Source organism: Cytobacillus spongiae (genome assembly GCF_021390075.1).
Genome location: NZ_CP089997.1, coordinates 4,013,453 through 4,038,227, shown reverse-complemented (window position 1 = coordinate 4,038,227; position 24,775 = coordinate 4,013,453). Strand labels below are relative to the sequence as shown.

Below are 24,775 nucleotides of genomic sequence, written 5' to 3'. Positions count from 1 at the left end.
TATTTTGTATTACAATCCAAAATACCTTACTTAAGCTCATTCTAGTTAGGAAAGCACTATAATAGTTTAATGACCTTGCTTATCCAATCTCCTTTTTCATCAGCAAGCAACGTGTTCCACCCAAGGTATTGAGCCTCTTTAAGATTCTTCTCTTGGTCATCAACAAATAAACCCCTTGTCTTATCATTTATGTTAGATTGAACCGTTAAATATATATCGGCTTGTGGCTTGCAACATCCCGCTTCTGCAGATATCGTAATACTATTTATAAAACCTTTTACAGGAGCTAATATATGTTGAACCCATTCAATTCGGTGATTACTTAATAAATGAATGTCCGCATATGTACTCCAGAAAGGAATCTTCCAAATGGCAGGTAAAGGTTTTATTAATGTTAATAAATTTGACTTTGCAAACTGGATTTCAATCATTGGAAATTCTTCTTTTACCTTACACCAAAACGCACTTTCACTAATATTTCCAATCCATAATTCTTCACGAATTTCCCTTTTGAAATGAATAAGTTCATCATAAGAAATATCATACCTTTCGGATAAGTCTATCCAAAATCTTGGTGAAAAGTTAGTACCAAGTACCCCTGCTATATCCAATACTATACTCGGTTCTGTCTTCATTTATTTGTTGTACCCCCAAGAGATATATATAATGGTAATTTGGTGCTAGTATGGATGTATGGACATAAGTTAGTTAAGTCTCTATCCTAAGAATAGAGAAGACGTGTCCGGAATGAAACAAAAACGGTATAACCAAGAATTTAAACAAACCATTGTAGAACTCTACAGATCAGGCACATCTGTGAGTAACCTCAATCGCGAATATGGTGTATCTGAAGTAACGATTTATAATTGGGTCAAAGCACTTTCACCTATTGAAAACAGTGGTGGTTTAACACCAGTTGAAGTTGCAGAAATTCAAAAGGAAAATCTACGCCTTCAACAGGAGGTAGAAATACAAAAAAGGCTATGACCATATTCGCGAGAAAGTAACTGACCAAGATATCATTGACCACATCGAACAGGAGAAAGAAAACTTCCCTATTCAACTCATGTGCGAAGTGCTTAAAGTGCCAAGAAGTACGTATTACCAGTCATTCCATAAAGTGAAATCTTCGTATGCTATTGAAAACGAAGCAATTTTAGCACGCTTAAAAATCATCCATGCGGAAAGTAAAGGTCGCTAAGGACGTTGTATTAAAAATCGCTGAATACGCAAATACTAAGCTTAAATCTTACGGTGCAACTACTGCAATGAGCCGTACAGGAGATAACGCACTACATTCTGATAAAACAACAGACTTAAATCTTCATGTATCACGTTCTAATGACTTTAAAGCTAACATTTTTGTTAGTATTCACAATAACGCTGCTGCTGACACTACAGTTAACGGCATTGAAACATTAGTTCACCCTGATTCTAGCCCATTTGTTAAAACTTTAGCTAGTCAAGTAAACTCTTTAGTTGCATCGAGAACAGGTATGAATCAACGTAAATATCCAGTTGTTAACCGTTCTGATGTCCGTGTTATTAAATTAGATAACAAAGCTTGGTCTATCCTAGTTGAAGTTGGTTTCCTAAGTAACACTTCAGATGCTAGTAAACTAGGAACTTCTGCTACTCAACAAGCTGCTGGTAACGCTATCGCTGAAGCTATTAAAAACTTTATGAATAGTTTACCTCCTATGTAATACGAAAAACACCGAATATCAAATCGATATCCGGTGTTTTTTTTATGCTTCACCTAAATAGATATGTTTAAATTCTTTCTCTTTACCAAAAACAAAAACAATAGAGTATTTTCGTTCAGCATCATATAAAAAATAACCAACTTCTGATTGCTCAGCCTGCGGATTATAATACCCAAAATACATTGGTAAATGACTTAACTCAACTGAAACAGGGGAGTCCTCAAATCCTTTGAACAGCACTTTATTATCCTCTACATCAAATTCAACACTGAATTCGCTTTTTAATTCACCAAACTTTTTTTGGCTAATCAATTTTATGATTTTTCTCGATTTATGATCTAACCGTTGTAAATTAGCACTGTAGTCTACCAATTGTGATTTCAAAAATTCATTCTCTTTCTTGAGAGATTCTAATTCACTTTCCATTCGCTTCATCTCTTCTTGATTAGTTGTTATAGATTTATCATCGTTAGTAGCAACATTCTGTTCGTTACTACAACCAGAAATGAGTAACAAAGATATAAATAACAATCCCACTTTTTTCAACTACGTTCCTCCTACCTAATGATAAATCCCTTCCTATATTATCATTTTTTACCATTTTTAGAATAGAACTTTTTCACTATTAATTCTAAACTTATGAAAACTAAATACCTATTTCGAAGGATAAAAACCTTTACAAATAAAAAGGCTGGGACATAAGTGTTTCAGCTAGAGAAAAAACCGAACTTTCATACGAAATTCTAATTTAGATTTTCGTAATAGTTCGGTTTCTTTATAATTTGTACCCAAAATTAAAGGAGGAATAACAAATGGTTTTAGAAGTAAGAAATCATGACATGCAAATCAACGGAGTAACAGATTACAAACAGTATTCAACACCTTGGAATACTTCCAAAACTTCATGTGGAGGAACTATGCAGCAAGAAGGGTGTGTAATCACCGCTTTCACTAACATCCTTAACTACAAAGGTAAAGCCTTAAAACCAGATTCTGTTTTAGGAACGTTAAAACCAAAAGGTCAAGATTGTCCGTTTGCTTGGGCCAGCGCAGATGCTACTTATGGAATTTCATCAGTTCGAAAGGATGGAGTCTTTAATACAATAAGACAAGACCTATTTAACGCAGTCGTAAAACAAAGAAAAGCGGTTTTAGTTCACACACAGCCACATTCTTTCGTTGTATATGGCTTTAAAGGGTAAATTGCAGAGGATACTGAAACTGGTGGGGGTGTTGGTCTAACAACTAGCATGTTCAAAATTAAAGATCCAGGTTCATCAACACGCACTATAATAAATGAGACTCTAAATCACTATGGGGTAGACATCACAAAAATATTTATCTATTAAACCACAATTCGTAGGAATAGGCTTTTCTATTAGTCTGCCATGATGCTCTCTGAAATATGAAGGCCCTCTTTCTTTTCAAGCAAATTCCAATCTTTCACTTTATCCTTATTCAAATACAGATAAGATAAATTCGGTAATTGAGTTAACGGTTGAATAGAAGATACTTGAGTTTGACGGATATCTATTCGTTTAAGTTTTATGTTTTTCTCTATACCCGATAAGTCAGATACATCGGTATTGGATACTCCGAGAATTTCTAAATTTGGTAGAAACTCAACAAAATCAACGGATTTAATCGGATTGCCATTCAACTCTAAATGCGTTAGCTGCTCAAATCCTTCAAATTGTTCAATATCTTCTATCTGGTTATTCGAGAGATTTAAGTAAGTTAAAGATTTAATACCCTTAAGTACAGATACAGAAACTATTTTATTGTCTGAAATGTCTAAATTAGTCAATGACTTGTACTCTTTAAGAACCGAAATATCTTCCAAACCACCATTATTAATAGATAAGTTTTTGACATTTTTCAGAGAGATAAGTGAATCCGTATCAATACGAGTGTTTATAAGAACAACGTTTTCTAAATTCTCCAAAGATGATAGGTCCAAATCATTTAGTTCATTTCCAGTAATAGTAAGGTATTTCAATTCTTTCAATGAATGAACGAATGAAAAATCCTTCAATGGTGCTTCAATACTTAACGATTCTAAGTTTGGCATCATTTGTAATGCGAGTTCAAGTGTAGGATCATCAAAATCCACATATAATTCTTTTACTTTTTGAAAATCTGCATCTTTAATATCCTTAATTGAGCTTTTGCCAAGAGCATCTGCGACAGATTTTTTAATTGAACTTGACACTTTTTCTGAATTACCTGTTATATTACCAACTTTTTGTACCAGCTCTTTTTCTTCTTTGTTTGAAGGTTCAGCTTGGCAGCCACTAACTATCAAACTTGCAAGTAAAATAGTACTTACTTTATTCATAAAAATCATGATCCTCCTTATAGTCTATCTTTATTTTTTCGTGTATATCTTATGTGCATATTATAGAGCATTCTATCAGGCTCATTTTTTTGTATCTGGACATACTCACAAATGGTGCCTGTCCCTCAGTAGAATAAAGTGGTAATGAGCCGAGGTCAAGCACCTCATTATAGTGGTAAACAATGCTCCTATTCATCCTTGTTCCGTATGCCCTTCAATTATTGCCACGATTTCATCAAAAGAATATTTATGGTTCACGACATTCACTGCAAAATCTTGTTCCGCTTCAATTCCCATTGTCCATCTATAATGGTTGATTTTTAAAAAGATAATAAGAGAGGCTAAGGCAGTTCGTTTGTTTGCATTGTGAAAAGCATGGCTTTTAGCAAGGGACTCAAATAAGGCAGATGATTTGGCAAAAATAGTTGGGTAGGCATCATCTCCAAATGCTGATTTTTTCGGTCGGTTAATTGCTGAATCGAGTAAGTAAGCATCTTTTACCCCAATTTGCTCACCGGGTGAATAAAGCCGAATTTGTACTGTGTTTATGGCAATCACTTGATTTTTAGTAAGATAAATGACATCATCCATTAGCGATCAACCAAGCCCTTAAATGCTTTATCATGCTCTTTAATCACATCATTTAATATATTCATAAATTCCGCATCGATACCATCTGGAAGGTTGATCTTTTCTTTCTTTTTCAAAATAATTTGACCATCTTTTACATCTAATTGTACATCATCTCCTTGTGATAAACCGACACGTTCTAACAGCCAAGCTGGAAGCGTAACACCATAACTATTCCCGATTTTCGTGATTTTTCTTTCAGTAGATTCCACCACTCATCACCTCTTTAGTAAAATTGTTATAACAATTATTATATAGGGGGTGTATTCTTTACAAATCTCCGATATTCACAACCGATTGCGGAAGTCGTCAAACAATGTGTGGAAAAAGGCATTATTGAAGGATCTGGCATAAGTATTGATACCACTCATACAGAAGCAAACACATTTAAGTGTACAGTCGAAAGAGTCATGAAGCGTTTGGCTAATAAGATTTTTAAGACGGTGGAGAGTGAATGCGGCGAAGTTCCAGAGGAGATAAACCAAAAGATTCCAAACTATAAAGAAATAGAGAATTATAAAGAAGCTAAAGCAACTATGAAGTCCTATCTTGAAGAAACTATTCAAAAAGTGGAAGAAACAGTTAGCTTAGAAAAAGCTCCAAAAGTAAAAAAGTTACTAGAGAATGCAAAAACCATCCTCTTAGATCCTAAATTTATGGAGCAAAAAGGAGTTCGGTCCATTATTGACCAAGATGCAAGAGTCGGGCACAAAAGTAAGACCTCTCATTTCTTCGGGTACAAAACAGAATTTATGATTACAACGGAAGATCGAATTATTACTGCCGTTCACGTAGATAATGGCGCTTATGTGGATGGAAGGCAATTTAATGAGTTATTTGAGTTAACAAAAAAATGTGGCGTAAATATAAGGAAAGTCTTAGGAGATAAAGCGTATTTCCGAAAGCCGATACTCGACAAAATTAAAGAGGTAGAAGCCAAGGCCTACATACCTGTAAGTGAAATGGCTTACAAAATTGATGAGAGTTGTTTCATTACAATAAAGATTCTGATGAGTGGTTTTGTGTTCAAGGAAATCACACGGTAAAGATGTATTATAAAAAAAGAAAACACAGAGAGTCTTACCGATACTATTTCGAAAAAGAACCATGCAGGAACTGTCCAATGCGGGATAATTGTATAACTGGTAAAACGGTAGGGAGAGTTTTGGAAGTTGGAGTCAACACCCCAGAATTTTATGAATACAGCCAAGAACAAAAAAAGGCAGAATTTAAAGAGGAATACAGGAAAAGAGCTTGCCAGGAATGGAAAAATGGTGAGATGAAGAATTTCCATGGGCTAGATCGTGCCAGAGGGTACGGTCTAAAAAGCATGACCTTACAAGCCAAATTGACTGCATTAGCAGTCAATTTAAAGAGGATAGCAGCCATACTATCCTCTAAAAAAGGTACATACATTCATATTTCCTCCATTTTCTGTACATTTCATTTTAAATAAGATGATTTTCGTATCATGTGAGCTCAAAAGATGGCTTTAAAACCCATTTTTTCAGTAGGCTCTACCTGACCCCATGTCCCGCACTCTATAACAACATGACTTTAATATGACCAATCGATTAAACGAAAAGGATGCATTGTTTCAAAAAGAAAGGATGCATCCTTTTGTATTCTACATTCATATAAAACCGAGACATGTTACCTGACCCCATGTCCCCCCTTGATTTTCAACTTGGCCACCAATTCCAATTCGACTGGGGAGAGGCGGACATTATCCTTCAGGGTCGAATACAAAGAGTTTATCTCTTCTGTATACAGCTATCGGCAAGCCGCTTACGATTTGTTCGTGCTTATCTACACGAGAAACAAGAAGCTTTCTTGGATGGTTTCGTTCATGCGTTTGAATTTTTTGGAGGTGTTCCGACTGAAGGACTATTTGATAATTTAAAAACAGTTGTACTAAAAAATCTCCAAGGACGAGATCGACTCGAACAAGAATCGTTCATAGCCCTTCAGGCGCATTATTTATTTAAAGCTGAATTCTGTAATGTACGCTCTGGTAATGAAAAAGGGCGAGTTGAAGGAACAGTGAGTTATATTCGAAGAAACGCCCTTGTCCCAAAACCAGAGGTACAGTCTTTAGAAAAGTTAAACCAATACCTTTCGGAATGGTGTTTACAAGAGGCCAAACAAAGGAAAGTTCCCTTTTCAAAGGAATCAGTTTTTGATATGTGGGAAAAAGAAAAACTCCAATTGCATCCGTTGCCAGAGAACCGATTTGAAGCTTGTAAGTTAGTGTCTTGCCAAGTAAGCAAAACATCTCTCATTACGATTGATACTAATCAATATTCAGTTCCCTGTAGTTATGTCGGCCAAGCTGTATGGGTAAAAAATTTTGTAGATCGAGTGATCATTGTGGCTCAAAATCAAGTGATCGCTGAATATAACAGATCTTATGTACGAAATCAAATGATTACTGTGTTGGATCACTATCTTGAAGTATTACTTAAAAAGCCACGTGCCATTCGAGATGCTCATGCGTTTCAATCATCTGATATTCCAGATGTATTCAGGCGTTTCCATCGAAAAATGAGAGAACAAGAAGGTGCAAGTGGGGATCGTAAGTTTATAAGACTTCTCCTTCTCCACCCAGAAATTGGAATGGAGAAACTTACAAAAGCTTTACAATAGGCTGAAAAAACAAACATTTATCGTTATGAAGTAGTGCATGAAATTATTCAAAAGTTAACCAATGTTTCAAGTACAATCAATAATCTTCCCAAGGAAGTGACACCTATTAATTTACTAAACTATAAGATTAAACAATCTAATATAGCACAATATGGGCAATTAACGGGAGGACATTGAGATGACAACAGAATTATTACTAGACCATTTAACAAAACAATTAAGAATACCGACGATTCATAAACTATATCGTTCTCTCGCAAGAGAGGCTGAAGAACGAAATCTTAGCTATAAAGAATATTTACTTGCCTTATTAGAGGCAGAAATGGAAATTAGAGATGAAAACCAACAACAAAGGCGATTAAAACAGGCAAATTTCCCTGTACAGAAAACTTAAGATTCATATGATTTCAGTTTAATGCCAACCCTTAACCGCAACCGGTTTTTAACTCTTTCAAAAGGTGAATTTGTTGAAAAGAAAGAAAATATTTTTTTTCTGGGTAACAGTGGTACGGGTAAAACTCATTTAGCCAATGGACTCGGAATTGAAATGATAAAGAACGGATATAAAGTTAAATTTATTACAGCATCTGAATTAGTGGAAGAACTCTTAATGGCTAATGAAGAACATAAATTAGGGTCTTTAGAAAAGAAATGGCTCAAATTTGATGTGATCATTGTAGATGAGTTAGGCTATGTTCCATTTTCAAAAGTAGGATCTGAGTTACTTTTTCAATTCTTTTCGAGCAGATATGAACGCGCAAGCGTCATTATTACAACAAATCTAGAATTCACTGAATGGTTGATCGCCTCACCCACCGTTCACATATTCATTTATTAAACGGTGAATCTTATCGTTTTAGACAAAGTATGAAACAAAAAGAAGAAAGTTAGTGACGGAACGAAAACTGCGAGGTGTTTAGATGTCTTGCGCAAGACATCTAAACACCCAATACCTTCCATTTATGGGAGGTGAAATAAATACCGTGTCTCACTTTTGAAGTGATTACTCTGGCTCAAATTAATATTGACAAAAACAACTACATAGAAATGAATGTAATAAATAGAAGGAGAATGTTTGATTTACCTACGGCCTTTGTAGGTGGAGGAATAACAGGATTTTTTGGTTTATGGGGTGTACCATTTAACTTAGCCTATACTTTTTTTATGTATTATAGAGAGTAAGGAAACTGGAAAAAAAGCAGTCCCTGTTATTGGAGCGTTAGTTGGAGCTTTATCGGACACACATACAATGAATAAAATAAAATTATAAAAGGAGCAAATCTTCTTTATCATAAGAGATTTTTATTTGAAAAAGATATTAGAATAAGTGAACTTAATTCAAATTTTGATAAAAATCATAATTCCGATATATTGGACTACGATCAAATAATGAAAAAGGTAAGATCCTGATAAATTAGAGTAAAACGAGCTTGTAATTTGAAACAAGCTCGTTTACTTTTGCCAATGAATATGGTGAAAGAACTTCGGGAAATAGGGCCATATGCTCTTGATAGATATATGGAAAAAGGTTTTAGAGAATGGTCTTTCTGTAAAAGAAAGTCAATATTTATCGCAGTTTCTGGAGGTGACTTCCCTAGAATAAGAGGTATAATATTCCACTAAAATTAAAAGATGTTTTATAGCGTCTATGTTAGACAAACCTAATATATATATTCACCAATGAAAACAATTCGGGTTCAAACGTTAATCTGTCTCAGATACTTGGCTGATTAGATATAGTTCCTAAAGTAAGAGTTGAAAATATACTTAAAAGCTATATTCAATATTCGAAAAACATAGTAGTATATAAATAGGTAATTAATACTATATATTGGCAAACTGCTTGAAAGAGTGGGACGCAAAACTAAAGGGGCTAATCCTGGTATTTCCTGAGATGCCAGCCAGTTGCATCTAACTTAGATCTTCTAACGTCCCTTTTGGGGCGTTTTTTTAAAAGTAAATTCTATTGTTAATTCAGGAGAAATCGGAAATGAGGAACTAATATGGTTGTTGCTGCCATTAGTAAATATTTTTATCCGGGTGAATGTGCTATTTATGAATCAGGGGATGTTTTTGATTTTCAAAATAAGTCAATAGTTGGCACAAAGAGCTTTTGTATTACAAATCATGGAAGAGTATTTGCTCACGATACAGGTGGGATATTTGGTGAGGAACAAACAAAAATTTATGTGGATAGAATTGATGTTACGTTTAGTGATTATAATATCATTTTGTCCAATAAGAAAAGTAGCATAGTTTCTTTTGCTGCCACGGTATCTACTTCAGAGTTTGTTGAAATTTATGAGAAGGTTCCAGAAGATAAATTCGTTTGTAAGTGGAATGGAAAAATTCCTTGTATTTATACATACAGTGAAGAAATAGGTAATAGTACCAGCTATGCAAAATTAGATGAACTGCAAATAAAATCGAATAAACTAATGTTCGCTAAAGATAAGGAAACACTACCTTTTTATCGAATAAAGAGTGTTGTCCGAAAAATGAAATACCTAGAAATAAAAGGGGTCTTTTCTTTACATGGCTCAAATAAAACCACTCTAAAACTATATATATTTGATGAAAATCTAAAAAAAGAGATTATTGATAAGGTAAACAGTAACCCAAGCATTTTTCAGCAAATTGGGGCAATAACCGAAATTTATCCTACAACTCTATCTGCCACTTTTTCAGATGAAGTAATAAGGGATAAAGAAGTAACGATATGTTTCGACGCATCTACTATTTATTTTATAGATGAAAAAAAAACAACATGTTTAGGAACACTCTTACGTTCTTCTACCAATGCTTATTACAGTAAACTTGATGAAAAACTCGCGTTTGAATGTGGTGATTTTGTTTATGTAATAACAGTGATTGATGTAAATCTTAAAGAATATCTTATGAAGTACTTTATTAAAAGTACAAGAATCTTTATTAATAGACTTGGGAAGTTACATGGAGTATTTCATGGAGAAACATGGAAGCAACAAGAAGTTAATGCAATAACTGAAGGAAGGCATATTCGTTTAAGCACAACAAATACACAAAAGCTGCTTACGAAACTAGATCTCACCGAATGTGAAATTCTTAATGACGATAAAAAAATTTTTATAATACGCAAAAATCAAATAGCATTATTAAGATTGCACGAGTATAAGAATTTACATTTATTTACTCAGCCAGAAGAAAAAATTACCGCTACATTTTCATTTGGGTATAACGACAATGATGACCCGTTCTTTATCAAACAGGATGAAGAAAAAATCGTATTATCACAGAGTCCATCTTCTATGCAGTTTAAATATTACAATGAAAAGATTACTGACATTTCAATTAGTAAATATGGTGAAGATGAAACTTTCTTTTCTGAAATAAACATTAGTTTAAGAGATGAATCCAAAAGCCTTGTTATAAACGTACCAAACGCAATTATAAAAGACCTAATTTATAAGACCTATTATTTTTCAAAAAGAAAATCATTGGATTTGGTTTCTACTGAACAATTGTATTTGAGTTACAGCAGACAAGTAAATGATTACATTTTGTATCAGTATTACGGTCAGATTTTTGCAATGTATGAGGGGTTAAAAGACATTCAACAAGCTGAAAGTAATAAAGAGGTATTAAATAGAAAGATTATTAATTTTTTATATTATTCAATTAAGGCACTAAAAAACCATTTTGATACTGTTTCCATATACCTTCCTGCCTCATTGGAAAGGGAAATCCAAGAAATAGCTAATGATACTTTTCAAACTTCCACCAGTGCATATAAGAGTTTACAGCGAGGATTATTGGGCATAACAGGTCAAGTTAATCGAGCTCTAAATGAAATTGAGGGTTCGCTTTCAGCTGTTTCTTTTATGCTAATTAAAAGAGAAGATTATAACAATCTTGTAAAAGAAAAGACTAATAGAGATCTTGGGTTTTCAGGAGGAATGGCAGCACTAGGTGTTGCTACAATCGGTTTTAATCCCATCGCCCCAATGCTTATTCTTGGCGGAGTACTATCGGGAATAAATTCATTCTTTAGAGAAAGTGATGCTATAAAGCAGGAGGAATTACGCAAGCAAAATGAAGAGTACAGGGTTGATTTCTATGTTGGTAAATCCCTAGATGCGGTTGAACACCTTATTCACACTTTACTCCCATATTTTATATCTGAAACAAACGATTATGTCTTCCGTACATTCAATCTTGTAAGTCAACAGTATCAGGAACTTCTTGATACGCCCGAAGTAAAGGGAAATTTATTTACAAAAATATCGCAATACTATACATTCAAACAATTACCTATTGATTACTCGGTATTAATTAAGAAAAATGATTTAATTGGATTAACACATAGTTCAGTAAATAGAAGTGAAATGTTTATTGAGCAATTTCAAAGGGAGGTAATAGGAAATGTTCCAAAATCGATTGAGGCAACAACAATCAAATGATCCGTTTGAGAATATGGGAAAAATAGAAGAAAGACAAGAAATCGAGGGAAAAAATAATCCATTTGATAGAAATGAAACAGGAGAAGCAACTGCCCCAGGTACACATTTTGTTGATCCTCATTACGTTCAAGATCATACAAGAAGTGATGGTACACATGTGGATGGTTATTGGAGAGATGGAGATGGGAATACTCATCATGACCAAACCTTTGAAGAAGGTGGAGGTTATGATCGAACAAACCCGGATGGAGTTGTAACTAATAATTTGGGATTTGATTCTTAAAATGAGTGGAGAATACAATACAAAAACTTAGAAGCATCTTATTACTGTGTCTAATTTTTTGATATGTGGGATTTAATCTATTAGGCTATTTAGATACAGAAACACATAGAAAAGGCATCGGTAGGGGATCAGTTTACCAATGCCTTTTTGCCTCTTAAATAACCACGGTGAACCATACCACAAATAAAAGTAAAGTAAATATTAAACAAACTTCAATAGTACATTGTTGGTTTGTTCAATTTATAACAACGTGACTTTAATATGACCAATCGATTAAACGAAAAGGATGCATTGTTTCAAAAAGAAAGGATGCATCCTTTTTGTATTCTACATTCGTATGAAACCGGGACATGGTACCTGACCCCATGTCCCGCCATGTCCCGCCATGTCCCGCCATGTCCCGCCTGGAATCTATGTAGTCTTTTTCTCAACATTTTCGATGGTTTCTCCTCGCGGAAGTTTATACAATCTGCTCTTCGGTTCATAGATCTTTTGAGCCGGCCATAGTCCGTGATGTCCTGAAAATAGAAAGCTGATAAGACAAGCAACGAAAAAGTATTCCAGTCCTTTTCCGTTAAACATCTCCATTGCCAGGAGGAAAGCAGACAGAGGGGTATTGGTCCCTGCGCTAAAAACGGAAATTAACCCTAATGCAGCGAGAAAAGACAGCGGTAAATCGACAAAAGTATGTAACGCGTTGCCTAATGTGGCGCCAATGAAGAATAAAGGAATGGCTTCCCCGCCAACAAAGCCGCTACCTAGAGAAATCGCAGTAAAAATTAGTTTGGCCAGGAATGAGAATGGAGGGATTTCTTCTATGAAAGATTGTTCCAGCATTTCTATTCCCCGTCCGTTGTAGTCCTGTGAACCAATCATGAACGTTAAAGCTACCAATACGATTCCTCCAAAGAAGGCTCTTTTCATATGATTCTTCTTAAAAAATGTCTCAGAGAAATTTTGTATCCCGTGTCTCAACTGACAATATAAAACACTAATTAGGCTGAAGATTACGGATAAGACAAGTACTTTAAAAAACAGAATAAGTGATAGTTCCGGTATGCTTTGGATAGTGAATTCTTCGTGTTGATGTCCCCAGCATGCTGTTGTTACATAGTGTCCAACAAAGCTCGCCGTAAGGCATGGAACCATTGCTTCCAATCTCAATTTTCCTATTGAGGCCATCTCCATTCCGAAAACAACACCCGTAATGGGTGCCCCAAAGGCAGCACCGAAGCCTGCACTTATGCCACTCATCATGAGAATTTTCGAATCCAATTTGTTTACTTTAAAGAAGTTAATGACTGCAGTCGCTACACTTCCTCCCATTTGTACAGCTGCCCCTTCTCTCCCTGTTGATCCCCCTAACAAAACGGTGATGAAGGTTCCAATATACACGATGGGCCCCATTCGCACTGGCACTTTCTTTGTCCCATGAACGGCGTCGATTACCAAGTTATTTAATTCAGACGTGTCATGGTACGTATGATTCAAATAAACCTTCCCATAGTTCATATATAAGTAACCGATGATGATTCCTCCAAAGGGGAGGAGCAAGATAAGCCAATCGCTTTGTAATCGAACATTTCCAAGGTAATCATTCGTTTTTAAAAGGAAAGTAGTTGTCGAGCCGACAACTAAACCAACGATGCTTCCAAAGAAGCTCCATTGAGCAAAATTTGCAAAAAAATGTTTATACGTTCCAAGCATCCACCCATCACTCTTTCCCAACCTGTTTTAAACGATAGGTTTATTCTTACCTAATGTAATTAGATTATTTAGGGGAAATTGGATTAGGTAAGTGAGCAAAAAGGGTTGACCAATTGTAAAGCACCTCGAATCCTTCTATTTACTTTAGGACAATCAATATCAAGATTTACGGGACGGCTGAATTTGGTTTATTCTTTTGTTTTCAATGATTTAATGATTGGTGGGATTGTGTTGAATCCAATTATCATCCATCGTGATTTGGAAGATAGAGATGACATAATTTAACACCATCTCAAATTGTAAAGCTACGCCTGAACATGTAGGCTCAGGGTTTTTAGTCCATTCTAAAAGTAAGAATATTTAAAAAACAACTGTATTTATGACAATTAAATCATATAATAGGAACATATTACCTTAACAAGTTGTTAATCTTAAAAAATAGCATCAACAACAGTAGTAGGAAAATAATAAAAGGGTGTTTTTATTTGAAAAGAATAGTGAAATGGCTTGTTTATTTAGTAGGAATTGTAGGTCTTTCTTTTGTCTTGTTTTTAGGGTTTGTAACCATCACGGAGGAAGTTCCGAAAGATGTGATTAAGTTGGAAGTAGAAGATAACAACCAAAAGGTATTGGAGGTAGGAGAGCCGTTTAGTACGACTATTTTTAATATAGGATATGGGGGATTGGATCAGGATCAGGACTTTTTTATGGACGGGGGAAAAGGCTCGCGTTCAAGTAGTGAAGAGCAAACGTTGAACAATCTTGAAAATATGCTTAGCTTCTTACAAAAAGCAGATTCTGATTTTATTCTAATACAAGAAATTGATGTTAAGTCTAGAAGGTCCTATGATACGAATCAGGTGGCTATGTTTGAGGAAGGTTTATCAGGATATGGGTCGACCTTTGCGTATAATTATAATACTCCATGGGTACCGGTGCCCATTTTAAAGCCAATGGGTTATGCCAATAGTGGGTTGAGTTCTTTTTCGAAGTATCAGATTGAGGAGGCTACAAGATATCAGCTTCCTGGAAGGGAATCATGGCCACGTCAATTATTTGAGTTAGATCGAGCCATTGTTGAAACGAAGATCCCCGTATCGAATGGCAAATACGTAAGAATGGTAAATGTTCATTTATCCGCTTACGATAAAGGCGGAAAAATCAGAGCCCAACAAGTCGTATTCTTGAAAAAGTACATGAATGAGCACTATAAAAATGGCGATTATGTTATTTTAGGAGGCGATTGGAATCAGCTTTTGTCTGATGTTCAGTTGAATGACCCGGCATTTATGAAAGAGTGGCCGGAGTGGCTTGTTCAATTGCCAGAGGACTTTACCGATGGAGGATTTCAATGGGCGGTTGATTCAACTGTTTGGACGGTACGGGATGATGTAAAACCATATGTGGCCGGAGAAAATTTTGTAACCATTATTGATGGATTTTTAGTGTCACCCAATATTGAAATTGTCGAAGTAAAGGGGCACGATCTAGGGTTTGAGCATAGTGACCATAATCCGGTTACTACGACCTTAAAACTAAAAGAATGATAGGAAGCCACATGAAGCGGAAAACGCGGGAAGGAAGAGTGGGGGAATTGCATTAACTTTGTACTAGGAGGTGATAAACCTCGTAAGTTCTGTTTAGATCAAAGTGTTCAATATATTCGATTTCTCCAGTACTAGAAATGCTGGGAAAGTAAAAATAGGATAACATTTGATGATAGAATATTGTAAAATACAAAGGGTCGGCTCATTGAGCTGACCCTTTAAACATAATTGATGGAACTTGGTATTTAATTGGATAATCCCTTAATTATAAATATAAGGTTTTAGGTCGCTTAGGTAAGTAATCATAGGAAAAGAACGTATTTTTTGGAGGTGGCAACCATAAACATATTTCTAACAGGTTCAACTGGATTTTTAGGTGGACGATTAATAAAAAATCTTGTGAATCAGCACCATCACCTATATGTGCTGGTAAGAGATTTAGAGAAAGCAAATAAAATAAAATCATCAATAGAAGAATCCAAACAAAAACAAATTCATTTTATCAAGGGAGATATTACAAAAGCGGATTGTGGTCTTTCTGAAGATATAATAAATGAATTAAAAGATCATGTCGATTTATTTTATCACTTAGCGGCTTTAGTTAAATTTGATTTTGAATTAGAAAAAGAATTACATGAAATTAATTATAAAGGAACAAAGCATGCATTAGATTTAGCCGTTACATTTCATTCGAAGAAATTTTATTATGTAAGTACGGCTTATACGGTTGGAAAAATGAATCATGGCGTAGAGGAATTATATCCTATTGATACTCCTAATAATAACCCTTATGAAGATAGCAAAATAAAGTCAGAGCATTTAGTGTTCTCATATCAAGAAAAACTAGAGATTTCTATTTTTAGACCGTCTATCATTGTTGGTGATTCGAAAACGGGACAAGCGGACTCAAATTTTACCCTGTATGGTTTTATAAGAGGTTTGGAAGTGTTCAAAAAGAGGATGGAACGAAAATCAGAATATGAAAAAACGGTCTATCATTTAATTGGGAATAAAGAAGGGACGTCTAATCTCGTTCCAGTCGACTATGTGTGTGATATTCTAACTGTTGCTGTTGAAAAAGCTCAAAAGAATAGAATCTATGCCATTGTCAATACGAATCCACCTACAAATTTCGCTATTTTAGAACGAATTAAAGAGGCCTTAAAGTTTGATAATTTGGCGATCGTAGGAAAAAAATCTATAGCATTGTTGAGTAAAGAAGAAACTACTTTAAATACGATGATTAAAGTTTTCGACCCGTATCTTGATCGAAAGATTATATTTGAGGATTCCAATACAAGGGAGCTTATCGCAGATACAAATGTTGAATATTTAAATATGGACAACCACATGTTAAATACTATTATCCAGGGATATAGATTTTCTTAGAGAAAGTAGATAAAACCATCCTTTCACAAAAGGATAAATGTAGCTGGGTTATACTTATAAAAATCGTTAAACAAAGGGGTCTGTCTTAAAGGGGCAGACCCTTTTATTTATTATGCATCATGCTGTGGTACTGACTCGCTAGTTATTTCTTTTTGGTTTGTTGGTGAAGCTTTTTCGTCCCATGTAAAATATGTCCGCATTCGAAGAATTTTTTCTACCGGCTTGAAACGTTTTAAGTAGAGTAAACTTTCGAGCCATTGACCGATGCTTTCGCCGTCAAGGGGTGTGGGAAATGAAGGATGTGATGCTTTTTTTCATTGGCATCTGTGCAACAACAATTGGTACTCTAGGAGGATGAAGACGCATTAAAAAAGTAAAAATAAAAGATCAATATACAAGAGGAAAACACCAGTGAATATTTTACTTATCTTCAACTTTGTTTACAGTTGTGCAAAGCTAGTGAACCTGACCCCTTGTCCCAAACCCCAAAAATCCCCCTCAACTTCAAAGAATGTGTGAGGGGGACCTGCAGTTTCTTGCTTTCTTATTTAATCGCTTTGCTTACTCGTAGTTTCTTTCCTTTAATAGTGGCATTCTCCATGGCTTGCAGAACGATTGAGCCTTTGCCATTTAGGATATCAACATAGGACATGTTGTCTTGGATGGTGATGATGCCAATATCGTCAGCTGTGACACCAGGAATCTTTGCGATGGTTCCGACAAAATCAACCGCACGAATTTTTTTCTTTTTCCCTCCATTGAAGTGGAGTTTCATAATATGCTGGTTGATGCGGGCTGTTTTATTATTTCTGACAACTCGGCTGCGGCTCAGTTTTTCATCGAAGGCAGCCTTTCCACTAGACACTTCTAGATGGCTAGGTGCTTCCATCGCAGGTATTTCAAAGCCGATGTATTTTTCAATTGTATGAATGAGTTTTCCTTCGAAAGGTGTTGAAAAAGTAATGGCTTTCCCTTCATTTCCGGCACGGCCAGTTCGTCCTGTTCGATGAACATAGCTTTCTTTTTCAACTGGAACGTCGTAGTTGATGACGAGTGTTACATGATCCACATCAATCCCTCTTGCCGCTACGTCGGTGGCAACCAGGTAGCGGAAGTTCCCCATTTTGAATCCTTCCATAACGGCGAAGCGGTCCTCTTGTTCGAGACCACCGTGGAGCTTCTCGCAAGGATATCCAGCCGTATCTAGCTCACTATAAACGGTATCAACGTGTTCTTTCGTTCGGCAGAATATTAAACAGCTGTCCGGATTCTCTACGACTAGAACGTCTTTAAGAAGTGCTAGTTTTTCTTCTTCCTTTCCCTCCAACAAGAAATGCTCAATCGAATCGGCTGTTACCCCAGTTGATTCGATTTCAACATGAACGGGATCCATCATATATTCATGGCAGAGATGCTCCACATCTTTAGGTAAAGTAGCAGAAAATACCATTGTCACTCGGTTGGAAGGCAATTCGTTGATAATCTCTTCCACTTCATCGATAAATCCTCGATTAAGCATCTCATCAGCTTCATCGATAATGAGATACTTTATTTCGTCAACAACTAAAGTACCTCGATCAATATGGTCTAAGACCCGACCAGGTGTACCCACGACCACGTGAGTTTTTTGCTTCAATTCTTCCTTTTGTTTGGCGAAAGGTTCTTTTCCATAGACAGCTGCTGCTTTTATGCGTTTGAATCGGCCGATATTTGTTATATCTTCCTTTACTTGAACAGCAAGCTCTCGCGTTGGGGTAAGAATTAAGACTTGTGGCTTTTTTTCCTCCCATTCAACCAAATGGCATAGAGGAATTCCAAAGGAAGCTGTTTTTCCGCTACCTGTTTGAGATTTAACGACCAGATCTTGATGGTTTAATGCGATTGGAATAACTTCTCTTTGAACTTCGGTTGGCGTTTCGTATTTTAACAAGGCTAGTGCTCTTTTAATTTCATCGCTCACAGGATAATCTGCAAAAATTCTTTCACTCATGTTTTAACCTCTTTATCTGTTTTTTCGTCATATGGATAGGATTCTCATCAAGAAACATCATATGCATGATCGGAATATGGTTCATTATACTTGAAAAGCGAGGGACAAATCGCTTTTATGAAAAATTTTTAACAGAAACTCCGCAGCTGGTTGTGACCGATGCAGATTAGAATGGATGGAAAAAATAAAATGAGCCTCGATATAGATTAGAAATAAATTAGGTGGATGAGCCGTACACTAATAAGATCCACTGAAGTTAGCATAATAAAAAACTACAGTTGTCCTATTTTCGCACATCTTTTTTGATATAATAAGCGCGAGGGTCAGTGTTTTTCCATTCCTCACATTCATACAACCAAAACATGTTTCTAAGAAAATCTAATACAAGTTGAACGATATCTAGGAGGATATAAATGATAAAAATCATGGCTGATTCAACATGCGATCTATCTGATGAAGTACTGAAAAGGTACGATATCAGCTTAGCACCTTTGACTATAAACATAGAGGGGAAAATGTATAAAGATCGGGTAGATATTCAACCAGATGAATTCTACGGGATGATGGAAGCGCTTCCTGAATTTCCCACAACAGGCATGCCAAGCCCTTCGGAGTATCTGAATATTATGAACGAAGCGGTTGAGGCTGGATGCAAGGAAATCTTATGCATTTGCATGTCTAGTGGAACAAGTGGCTCCTATCAATCAGCTGTTATTGCGAAGGATTACTTTTTTGAGGCAAGCCCAGATTCAAATGTTAAGATTCACATCGTCGATTCAAAATCCATGAGCCATGGTAGCGGATGGCTCATTTTGAAAAGTGCAATGATGAGGGAACAAGGAGCTTCTTTTGATGAGCTAGTTGATTTTAATGAAAAATATAAGAAGAAAATTAAACATTTCTTATCTGTGGATGATCTAGATCATTTAATAAAGAGTGGAAGACTAACTAATGCAAGCGCCTTAATCGGAAAAATCTTGATGCTAAAGCCAATTATGACGATGAAGGATGGAAAAGGGGCTATAGTTGGCAAGGAAAGAGGATTGAAAAGAGTACTTAATCATTACACACAGGAATTTATCAAAAGAAACGACCGAGAAATGACAGATTTCATCATAGTGGGTTATACATCTGACCGCAAAGTTGCCGAAAACTTAAAGGCCAAGCTTCAATTGGATACCGACTTCTCTGGGGAGATCCAAATTATGCAAATGGGCGTATCAGTTGGGACACATGTTGGTTTAGGTGCTATTTCTATGTATTTTGTAGAAAAATAAACAGCAAACGCAGACAATAAACAGAGGACTTAGCACGTAGCAAAGTCCTCTGTTTGTTTAATCATTCAAATGGATTATAAAATCGACTTCCATCGATAAATGTTACGACAAGTGAAATTACAAAAATGAGCACGAGCAGGCTGATTGCTGCGATGTCATTTTTTTTGAAAGGGCGGGCATGGTACCATGTGCGCTTTTTATTTTTCCCAAAGCCCCGTAGCTCCATAACGTTACTAACGACTTCTATACGTTCCAGGCTGGAAAAAATGAGCGGGGTGATAATCGAACCCATGTTTTTCATTCGTTTAAAAAGCTTTTCATTCTTTGACATATCAATGCCTCGTGCTTGCTGAGACAGAGATATTGTGAAATATTCCCGTTGGATATCTGGAATGTAACGCAGTGCTAATGATACGGCAAATGCCACACGATAGCTTATTCCGAGCCGGTTCAGCGAAGAAGCAAACTCGCTCGGATTGGTTGTCACAATGAAAAGCAGTGCAATAGGAATTACTACAAAATACTTTAATGTGATGTTAACTAAATAAAAAAGCTGTTCGGCAGTCAACGCAAAATGGCCAGACCCAAGTAGTACATGCTTCGTCCCGTATATGGCAACACCTTGCTGGGGTGAAAATAGGTAAATAGCGATATTATTAATTAGTAAGAAGATGAGAATGAATAGGAGAACAAACGAAACTTCTTTCATCTTCACTTTCGATAATTTGAATACGACTATACTGAAAACGAGCAAGAAGAGCAAAATTCTTGTATCATAAGTAAGCATCGCGGCAAACGACCAAATCACAAAGCAAAGTAATTTGGTTGCTCCAGTTAATGCATGGATAGGAGATTTACGCTCTATATAGGAAAGCATTTCTACTGCCATATCTTTCTTACCTCTCGATCATAGCTGATAAATCGTTGGACAAATTGAATGGAATCGTCAATACCTGACAGTGCTGCTAAATCAAACAAGGTGGTTTCTTTTAAGTTGGCTTCGTTTAGAATCGCTTGATTCGCTAAAATTTGAACAGAGTGATCATCCGCCATTTTTCCACCGTTGCCGATTACGATGGTTCGTTTTGTATATTCAAGCATTAAGTGCATATCGTGTGTAATCATAACAATTGTAATGCCTTGTTTGTTTAGCTCAACTAAAAATTCCATAATTTCCGTGTAGTGTTTGAAGTCTTGACCAGCTGTTGGTTCGTCTAAGATGATGATCTCAGGATTCATGACAAGGATGGAAGCAATGGTGACGCGTTTCTTTTGTCCAAAGCTTAATGCGGAGATTGGCCAATTACGGTAAGGATACAATCCGCAAATTTTCAATGTGTTCTCCACGCGGGCCTTAATTTCGTCTTCTGGGACCCTTCTCACAACTAACCCTAACGCCACTTCGTCATATATCATATGCTTTGAAATCATATGGTTCGGGTTTTGCATGACCATCCCGATTCGAAGGGAGCGCTCTTTAATCGTATCGTTCGTCATATCCTGGCCACCGAATAACATGCGCCCACTTTGAGCTTGTTCAAACCCACAAATGATTTTCGTTAACGTCGATTTCCCCGCACCATTTTTTCCAACAATACTGATCATTTCTCCTTTAGAAATCGAAACAGATAGATCTTGAAATATGCTCTTCCCGTTTGGATATTGGAAGGAAATGTTTTGCAGCTCGAGTAATGGAGCGGAGGACTGATTGTCTTGTTGATTATTTGCTGAATCATACCAATCTCTTAGTTTTTGCTCGCATCCATTTAGAGAAAGGGTTGAGAATTGTGCAGGGTTCATATCTGGTGTGATTTCACAGCCGGCATATTTCAGTGCGCGAATATATAATGGCTCTCTTAGATTCGTTTCTTCTAATTGATTGGAAGAAAGCAGTTCAGCAGGAGTGCTGTCACTGACAATACGCCCGTTATCCATGACGATGATACGGTCAACATCGCAGTGCAATACATCTTCAATCCGGTGCTCGATCATGATAATCGTTTTGTTTGTTTCTTTATGAATGCGGTCAATCAGCTCAATTGCGTATTTTCCAGTGGCAGGATCGAGGTTGGCTAATGGCTCATCAAATAATAATAGGTCCACATCATCGACCATCACTCCGCCAAGCGCGACGCGTTGCTTTTGGCCACCTGATAAGTGATGAAGTGAGTAGGATAAATGGTCGTCCATCTCCACTAGCTTCGCAACATCTTTTACACGACGTTTCATTTGATCTTGTTCTACACAGTCATTTTCTAATGAAAAAGCAATGTCTTCCCCGACTGTTAAGCCAATAAATTGTCCATCTGGATCCTGTAAAACCGTTCCAACCATTTTGGAACGAGTAAAAATATCTTGGGTCGTCGCATTTTCTGAGTGGATGAAAAGCTCACCTGTGATTTCGCCTTCATATGAATGGGGGACTAACCCATTTATGCAAAGGCCTAACGTGCTTTTTCCCGAACCAGAAGGACCCACGATCAGAATTTTTTCTCCTTCCTGAATGGATAAGTCAATATTGTGTAGGGTTGGTTGAGCTTGACTGCGATATTTAAATGAGAAGTTGTTAAATTGTAAGATCGTTTTTGACATACTGTTTCCTCCGTCAACCTATACAAAAATGTAAGAGCCGGAAACAGCTGCTTCCGGCTAAACCACTAAATTATGCTTCTATATCTAAGCTACCCGTTTTGCTTCGTGTTTTTGCATATGCAGTAAGTAAAAGCGTGCCGATGACACCAACTGTTACCATATTGGAAATTCCAGCAATTGCACCTTGAGTGAAGACTTTGTTCGCCGGCTCAGCGTAAATGATAATGTCTAGCATTGGAGCAACGAAGAACCAACCAATTGCTTGTGCGATCACTTGAACTACGTTAAATGTAAGGATTTGCTTCACGCCAAATTCTCCAGCACTGATTTGTATTCTTCTAGAGCCTAGTCCAATTAGAAGACCGATGACGCTAGAAACAATGACCCAGCTCCACCAAACAGAGCCCCACATAATAGCATCTTTTAACGCATGTCCAATAAACCCAATGAGAGCACCTGCAACAGGTCCATAAATAACGGACATGAGAGCTAAAAAGGCATACGATGTTTCAACGTTCGTGTTTGGAATACCTGTTGGGATAGAGGCGAAACGACCTAGAATTAAAAATACAGCTGTTCCAATCCCAATTGCTACAATTGTTTTTGTAGAAAGTGTTCTTTTCATTACGATCAACTCCTATATGTTGGTTATTTTTTATCTTGCACGAACGGCTATGTAATACCGCTGTCTTAAGTGGTGTTTAATCAAGATGATGACATAAAAAAAGGCAAAAAAAATGACGAATTACTAATATAGAAATGAGAGAAAATATGCTCATTTATCATAGCATATTAATCAAAGTCCGAAAATATAAATAAGCCTTTTTTAGCATTTTTTTTAATGGAAATAGAGAAAAAGGCGAACATTAGTATAGAAATAATTGGATATCGTTCAGAGGAAGCTGGGAAGGGATCAGTTCAGAAAAAATAAACAGAATGCACGATTTTCACGATGACATTCGTATTCATAAGGAAGGAGGAATTCGATTGAACCGATTATATTGCGGGAGAACCATTCATCATATAGTGGACTGTTATTCAGATATTCTAATTCGAATAGCACTACAAAATACAAAAACTCTGTCAGACGCAGAAGATATTGTGCAGGAAGTATATATCAAATTACTTAAACATCAAGGGGATTTCAAGTCGGAAGAGCATCTGAAGGCATGGTTGATCAAGACGACATACCATCGCTGCAATGATTTCTTCCGTTCATCGTGGTTTAAAAAGGTAGTAACCATTAATGAATATATGGAATTTCTGGCACCTGAAGAGCAAATAGTGATGGAAGAAATCTTTCAGCTAGAGGGTGTGGACAGAACCGTTATTTATCTTTATTACTATGAAGGATATTCAATAAAAGAGATTTCGTCGATCATTGGGAAAAAAGAGAATACGATTAGCTCCAGGTTACAAAGAGCTAGGAAAAAATTAAAACATATTCTTCAAGAAGGGAGTCACTAGAATGAATGATAAATATAAAAAGACAATGAGCCAAATTCAGGCTTCACATCAATTTAAGCAGGAGACCCTTCGCTTGTTATCTAATGGAGAAGTAGGAAGGAAGAAGAAAATGAAAATGCCAAATAAATTAGCTGTTAGCTTTGCTGTATGCTTAGCATTGGGAGCAGGGGTGACAAACTTCAATATGTTGCAATCATCGAACAGTCAGCAGTCAGCCATTTTAGATTTAACAGAGCGGATTGAAGTGGATCCAAATGCTCCAAGTGGAAGTGCAATAGTCAATGTGGAGGGCACTATTGTTGAAGTGAGTGAAGATGGATTGAGGTTTAAACTGGATAATGGCAAGTGGATAATCGTTACGGATGAAACGGAAATAGGTATCACGGGTCCTACTGCCGCGCCTAAAGAGGAACAATACTTCGAGCCAACCTTCCGAGTAGGGAATTCTATCTCTGGTTTCACATTAGAAGAGAATAAAGATGAAATGATTGCCTATGCGATCTATACGAACTGGAATTGGGAAGACCCTATTAAAGAATAGAAGAGCATGCAGACTCGCTAAAGAGCCAGCGTGCTCTTTTTTTAATTGCAAAATGGGACAATGAACCCGGCCCCATGTCCCACTCCAGAGAAAATGACAACTTTGTGAAAAGTATTAAAAAATAGGAACTGTTTCTAGTACTAGGTGACAAATGTGTATAGTTGCTTTACTTTCTTGTTGTTAGAATGTGGGGGATTAGAAACATCATCATAATTTCAAGAAA

Annotated in this window: 21 protein-coding genes, 2 pseudogenes and 1 riboswitch; of the genes and pseudogenes, 13 read left to right on the top strand and 10 right to left on the bottom strand. The window is 36.4% G+C overall.

Going from position 1 to position 24,775, the window contains the following annotated elements; genetic code table 11:
* Nucleotides 1–56: 56 nt before the first annotated feature.
* Complete coding sequence (locus LS684_RS20210) at nucleotides 57–635, bottom strand: HAD family hydrolase (RefSeq protein ID WP_233808834.1); 579 nt, start codon at nucleotides 633–635, stop codon at nucleotides 57–59.
* 112 nt (nucleotides 636–747) lie between these two features.
* Here LS684_RS20210 and LS684_RS20205 point away from each other — a divergent pair, with 112 nt between their 5' ends.
* Nucleotides 748–987: a transposase gene (locus LS684_RS20205; protein WP_233808833.1), complete on the top strand. Its 240-nt coding sequence runs from the start codon at nucleotides 748–750 to the stop codon at nucleotides 985–987.
* Nucleotides 988–1,178: 191 nt separating this feature from the next.
* A complete protein-coding gene (locus LS684_RS20200; protein WP_233808832.1) occupies nucleotides 1,179–1,706 on the top strand; it encodes an N-acetylmuramoyl-L-alanine amidase in 528 nt (175 codons plus the stop codon).
* A gap of 42 nt (nucleotides 1,707–1,748) precedes the next feature.
* Here the strand turns inward: LS684_RS20200 and LS684_RS20195 are convergent, their stop codons facing one another.
* On the bottom strand, nucleotides 1,749–2,252 hold the full coding sequence (locus tag LS684_RS20195; RefSeq protein ID WP_233808831.1) for an SH3 domain-containing protein: 504 nt from the start codon (nucleotides 2,250–2,252) through the stop codon (nucleotides 1,749–1,751).
* Between the two features lie 266 nt (nucleotides 2,253–2,518).
* On the opposite strand from LS684_RS20195, the gene LS684_RS20190 reads away from it, so the two are divergent.
* On the top strand, nucleotides 2,519–2,908 hold the full coding sequence (locus LS684_RS20190) for a hypothetical protein (RefSeq protein ID WP_233808830.1): 390 nt from the start codon (nucleotides 2,519–2,521) through the stop codon (nucleotides 2,906–2,908).
* A gap of 176 nt (nucleotides 2,909–3,084) precedes the next feature.
* Here LS684_RS20190 and LS684_RS20185 read toward each other — a convergent pair whose 3' ends face one another.
* The 3 genes from LS684_RS20185 to LS684_RS20175 all read right to left on the bottom strand — a co-directional run bounded on the left by LS684_RS20185 (nucleotide 3,085) and on the right by LS684_RS20175 (nucleotide 4,886).
* The gene (locus tag LS684_RS20185) at nucleotides 3,085–4,044 is read right to left on the bottom strand and encodes a leucine-rich repeat domain-containing protein (RefSeq protein WP_233808828.1); all 960 of its coding nucleotides are present in this window, start codon (nucleotides 4,042–4,044) and stop codon (nucleotides 3,085–3,087) included.
* Nucleotides 4,045–4,236: 192 nt separating this feature from the next.
* Complete coding sequence (locus LS684_RS20180) at nucleotides 4,237–4,635, bottom strand: type II toxin-antitoxin system death-on-curing family toxin (RefSeq protein ID WP_233808827.1); 399 nt, start codon at nucleotides 4,633–4,635, stop codon at nucleotides 4,237–4,239.
* Entirely contained in the window at nucleotides 4,635–4,886 is a 252-nt protein-coding gene (locus LS684_RS20175; protein ID WP_233808826.1) for an AbrB/MazE/SpoVT family DNA-binding domain-containing protein, read from the bottom strand. Before LS684_RS20175 ends, LS684_RS20180 begins: the two co-directional genes overlap by 1 nt.
* A gap of 63 nt (nucleotides 4,887–4,949) precedes the next feature.
* Between LS684_RS20175 and LS684_RS20170 the strand changes: the two are divergent.
* The 5 genes and pseudogenes from LS684_RS20170 to LS684_RS20150 form a co-directional block, all read left to right on the top strand.
* Nucleotides 4,950–6,130, top strand: a pseudogene (locus tag LS684_RS20170) (transposase); the annotation flags it as partial.
* Between the two features lie 194 nt (nucleotides 6,131–6,324).
* The gene (gene istA, locus LS684_RS20165) at nucleotides 6,325–7,320 is read left to right on the top strand and encodes an IS21 family transposase (RefSeq protein ID WP_349293083.1); all 996 of its coding nucleotides are present in this window, start codon (nucleotides 6,325–6,327) and stop codon (nucleotides 7,318–7,320) included.
* A gap of 178 nt (nucleotides 7,321–7,498) precedes the next feature.
* Nucleotides 7,499–8,158: pseudogene (istB, locus tag LS684_RS20160) on the top strand (IS21-like element helper ATPase IstB).
* 985 nt (nucleotides 8,159–9,143) lie between these two features.
* Nucleotides 9,144–9,233: riboswitch (cyclic di-GMP riboswitch) on the top strand.
* Nucleotides 9,234–9,323: 90 nt separating this feature from the next.
* Nucleotides 9,324–11,759 carry a hypothetical protein gene (locus LS684_RS20155; protein WP_233808822.1) on the top strand — a complete coding sequence of 812 codons (2,436 nt, stop codon included), beginning with the start codon at nucleotides 9,324–9,326 and terminating at the stop codon, nucleotides 11,757–11,759.
* The gene (locus LS684_RS20150) at nucleotides 11,722–12,042 is read left to right on the top strand and encodes a hypothetical protein (protein WP_233808820.1); all 321 of its coding nucleotides are present in this window, start codon (nucleotides 11,722–11,724) and stop codon (nucleotides 12,040–12,042) included. The genes LS684_RS20155 and LS684_RS20150 overlap by 38 nt, the downstream gene beginning before the upstream one ends.
* Nucleotides 12,043–12,453: 411 nt before the next feature.
* On the opposite strand, the gene LS684_RS20145 is transcribed toward LS684_RS20150, so the two are convergent.
* Nucleotides 12,454–13,749, bottom strand: coding sequence for a chloride channel protein (locus LS684_RS20145; protein WP_233808818.1), 1,296 nt, complete (start codon nucleotides 13,747–13,749; stop codon nucleotides 12,454–12,456).
* 485 nt (nucleotides 13,750–14,234) lie between these two features.
* Between LS684_RS20145 and LS684_RS20140 the strand changes: the two genes are divergently transcribed.
* A complete protein-coding gene (locus tag LS684_RS20140) occupies nucleotides 14,235–15,296 on the top strand; it encodes an endonuclease/exonuclease/phosphatase family protein (protein ID WP_233808816.1) in 1,062 nt (353 codons plus the stop codon).
* A gap of 330 nt (nucleotides 15,297–15,626) precedes the next feature.
* Entirely contained in the window at nucleotides 15,627–16,685 is a 1,059-nt protein-coding gene (locus tag LS684_RS20135) for an SDR family oxidoreductase (protein WP_233808814.1), read from the top strand.
* A 544-nt stretch (nucleotides 16,686–17,229) separates the two neighbouring features.
* Here the strand turns inward: LS684_RS20135 and LS684_RS20130 are convergent.
* Nucleotides 17,230–18,675, bottom strand: coding sequence for a DEAD/DEAH box helicase (locus LS684_RS20130; RefSeq protein WP_233808812.1), 1,446 nt, complete (start codon nucleotides 18,673–18,675; stop codon nucleotides 17,230–17,232).
* A gap of 413 nt (nucleotides 18,676–19,088) precedes the next feature.
* Between LS684_RS20130 and LS684_RS20125 the strand changes: the two genes are divergently transcribed.
* Entirely contained in the window at nucleotides 19,089–19,952 is an 864-nt protein-coding gene (locus LS684_RS20125; protein ID WP_233808810.1) for a DegV family protein, read from the top strand.
* Between the two features lie 61 nt (nucleotides 19,953–20,013).
* On the opposite strand, the gene LS684_RS20120 is transcribed toward LS684_RS20125, so the two are convergent.
* The 3 genes from LS684_RS20120 to LS684_RS20110 form a co-directional block, all read right to left on the bottom strand.
* Nucleotides 20,014–20,841 carry an energy-coupling factor transporter transmembrane component T family protein gene (locus LS684_RS20120; RefSeq protein WP_233808808.1) on the bottom strand — a complete coding sequence of 276 codons (828 nt, stop codon included), beginning with the start codon at nucleotides 20,839–20,841 and terminating at the stop codon, nucleotides 20,014–20,016.
* Nucleotides 20,832–22,544 carry an ABC transporter ATP-binding protein gene (locus LS684_RS20115; protein ID WP_233808805.1) on the bottom strand — a complete coding sequence of 571 codons (1,713 nt, stop codon included), beginning with the start codon at nucleotides 22,542–22,544 and terminating at the stop codon, nucleotides 20,832–20,834. Before LS684_RS20115 ends, LS684_RS20120 begins: the two co-directional genes overlap by 10 nt.
* 70 nt (nucleotides 22,545–22,614) lie before the next feature.
* Nucleotides 22,615–23,169, bottom strand: coding sequence for an ECF-type riboflavin transporter substrate-binding protein (locus tag LS684_RS20110; protein ID WP_233808803.1), 555 nt, complete (start codon nucleotides 23,167–23,169; stop codon nucleotides 22,615–22,617).
* Nucleotides 23,170–23,531: 362 nt separating this feature from the next.
* Between LS684_RS20110 and LS684_RS20105 the strand changes: the two genes are divergently transcribed.
* Nucleotides 23,532–24,011: an RNA polymerase sigma factor gene (locus LS684_RS20105; protein ID WP_233808801.1), complete on the top strand. Its 480-nt coding sequence runs from the start codon at nucleotides 23,532–23,534 to the stop codon at nucleotides 24,009–24,011.
* Between the two features lies 1 nt (nucleotide 24,012).
* Nucleotides 24,013–24,552: a hypothetical protein gene (locus tag LS684_RS20100; RefSeq protein ID WP_233808799.1), complete on the top strand. Its 540-nt coding sequence runs from the start codon at nucleotides 24,013–24,015 to the stop codon at nucleotides 24,550–24,552.
* Nucleotides 24,553–24,775 lie beyond the last annotated feature (223 nt).

What these genes read in the sequence shown, in the direction of transcription:
- LS684_RS20145 (WP_233808818.1), bottom strand. Translation starts at nt 13,749, where the DNA reads ATGCTTGGAACGTATAAACATTTTTTTGCAAATTTTGCTCAATGGAGC.
- LS684_RS20120 (WP_233808808.1), bottom strand. Translation starts at nt 20,841, where the DNA reads ATGGCAGTAGAAATGCTTTCCTATATAGAGCGTAAATCTCCTATCCAT.
- LS684_RS20115 (WP_233808805.1), bottom strand. Translation starts at nt 22,544, where the DNA reads ATGTCAAAAACGATCTTACAATTTAACAACTTCTCATTTAAATATCGC.
- LS684_RS20190 (WP_233808830.1), top strand. Translation starts at nt 2,519, where the DNA reads ATGGTTTTAGAAGTAAGAAATCATGACATGCAAATCAACGGAGTAACA.
- LS684_RS20130 (WP_233808812.1), bottom strand. Translation starts at nt 18,675, where the DNA reads ATGAGTGAAAGAATTTTTGCAGATTATCCTGTGAGCGATGAAATTAAA.
- LS684_RS20200 (WP_233808832.1), top strand. Translation starts at nt 1,179, where the DNA reads ATGCGGAAAGTAAAGGTCGCTAAGGACGTTGTATTAAAAATCGCTGAA.
- LS684_RS20205 (WP_233808833.1), top strand. Translation starts at nt 748, where the DNA reads ATGAAACAAAAACGGTATAACCAAGAATTTAAACAAACCATTGTAGAA.
- LS684_RS20155 (WP_233808822.1), top strand. Translation starts at nt 9,324, where the DNA reads ATGGTTGTTGCTGCCATTAGTAAATATTTTTATCCGGGTGAATGTGCT.
- LS684_RS20180 (WP_233808827.1), bottom strand. Translation starts at nt 4,635, where the DNA reads ATGGATGATGTCATTTATCTTACTAAAAATCAAGTGATTGCCATAAAC.
- LS684_RS20110 (WP_233808803.1), bottom strand. Translation starts at nt 23,169, where the DNA reads ATGAAAAGAACACTTTCTACAAAAACAATTGTAGCAATTGGGATTGGA.
- LS684_RS20185 (WP_233808828.1), bottom strand. Translation starts at nt 4,044, where the DNA reads ATGAATAAAGTAAGTACTATTTTACTTGCAAGTTTGATAGTTAGTGGC.
- LS684_RS20150 (WP_233808820.1), top strand. Translation starts at nt 11,722, where the DNA reads ATGTTCCAAAATCGATTGAGGCAACAACAATCAAATGATCCGTTTGAG.
- LS684_RS20100 (WP_233808799.1), top strand. Translation starts at nt 24,013, where the DNA reads ATGAATGATAAATATAAAAAGACAATGAGCCAAATTCAGGCTTCACAT.
- LS684_RS20125 (WP_233808810.1), top strand. Translation starts at nt 19,089, where the DNA reads ATGATAAAAATCATGGCTGATTCAACATGCGATCTATCTGATGAAGTA.
- LS684_RS20210 (WP_233808834.1), bottom strand. Translation starts at nt 635, where the DNA reads ATGAAGACAGAACCGAGTATAGTATTGGATATAGCAGGGGTACTTGGT.
- istA (WP_349293083.1), top strand. Translation starts at nt 6,325, where the DNA reads ATGTTACCTGACCCCATGTCCCCCCTTGATTTTCAACTTGGCCACCAA.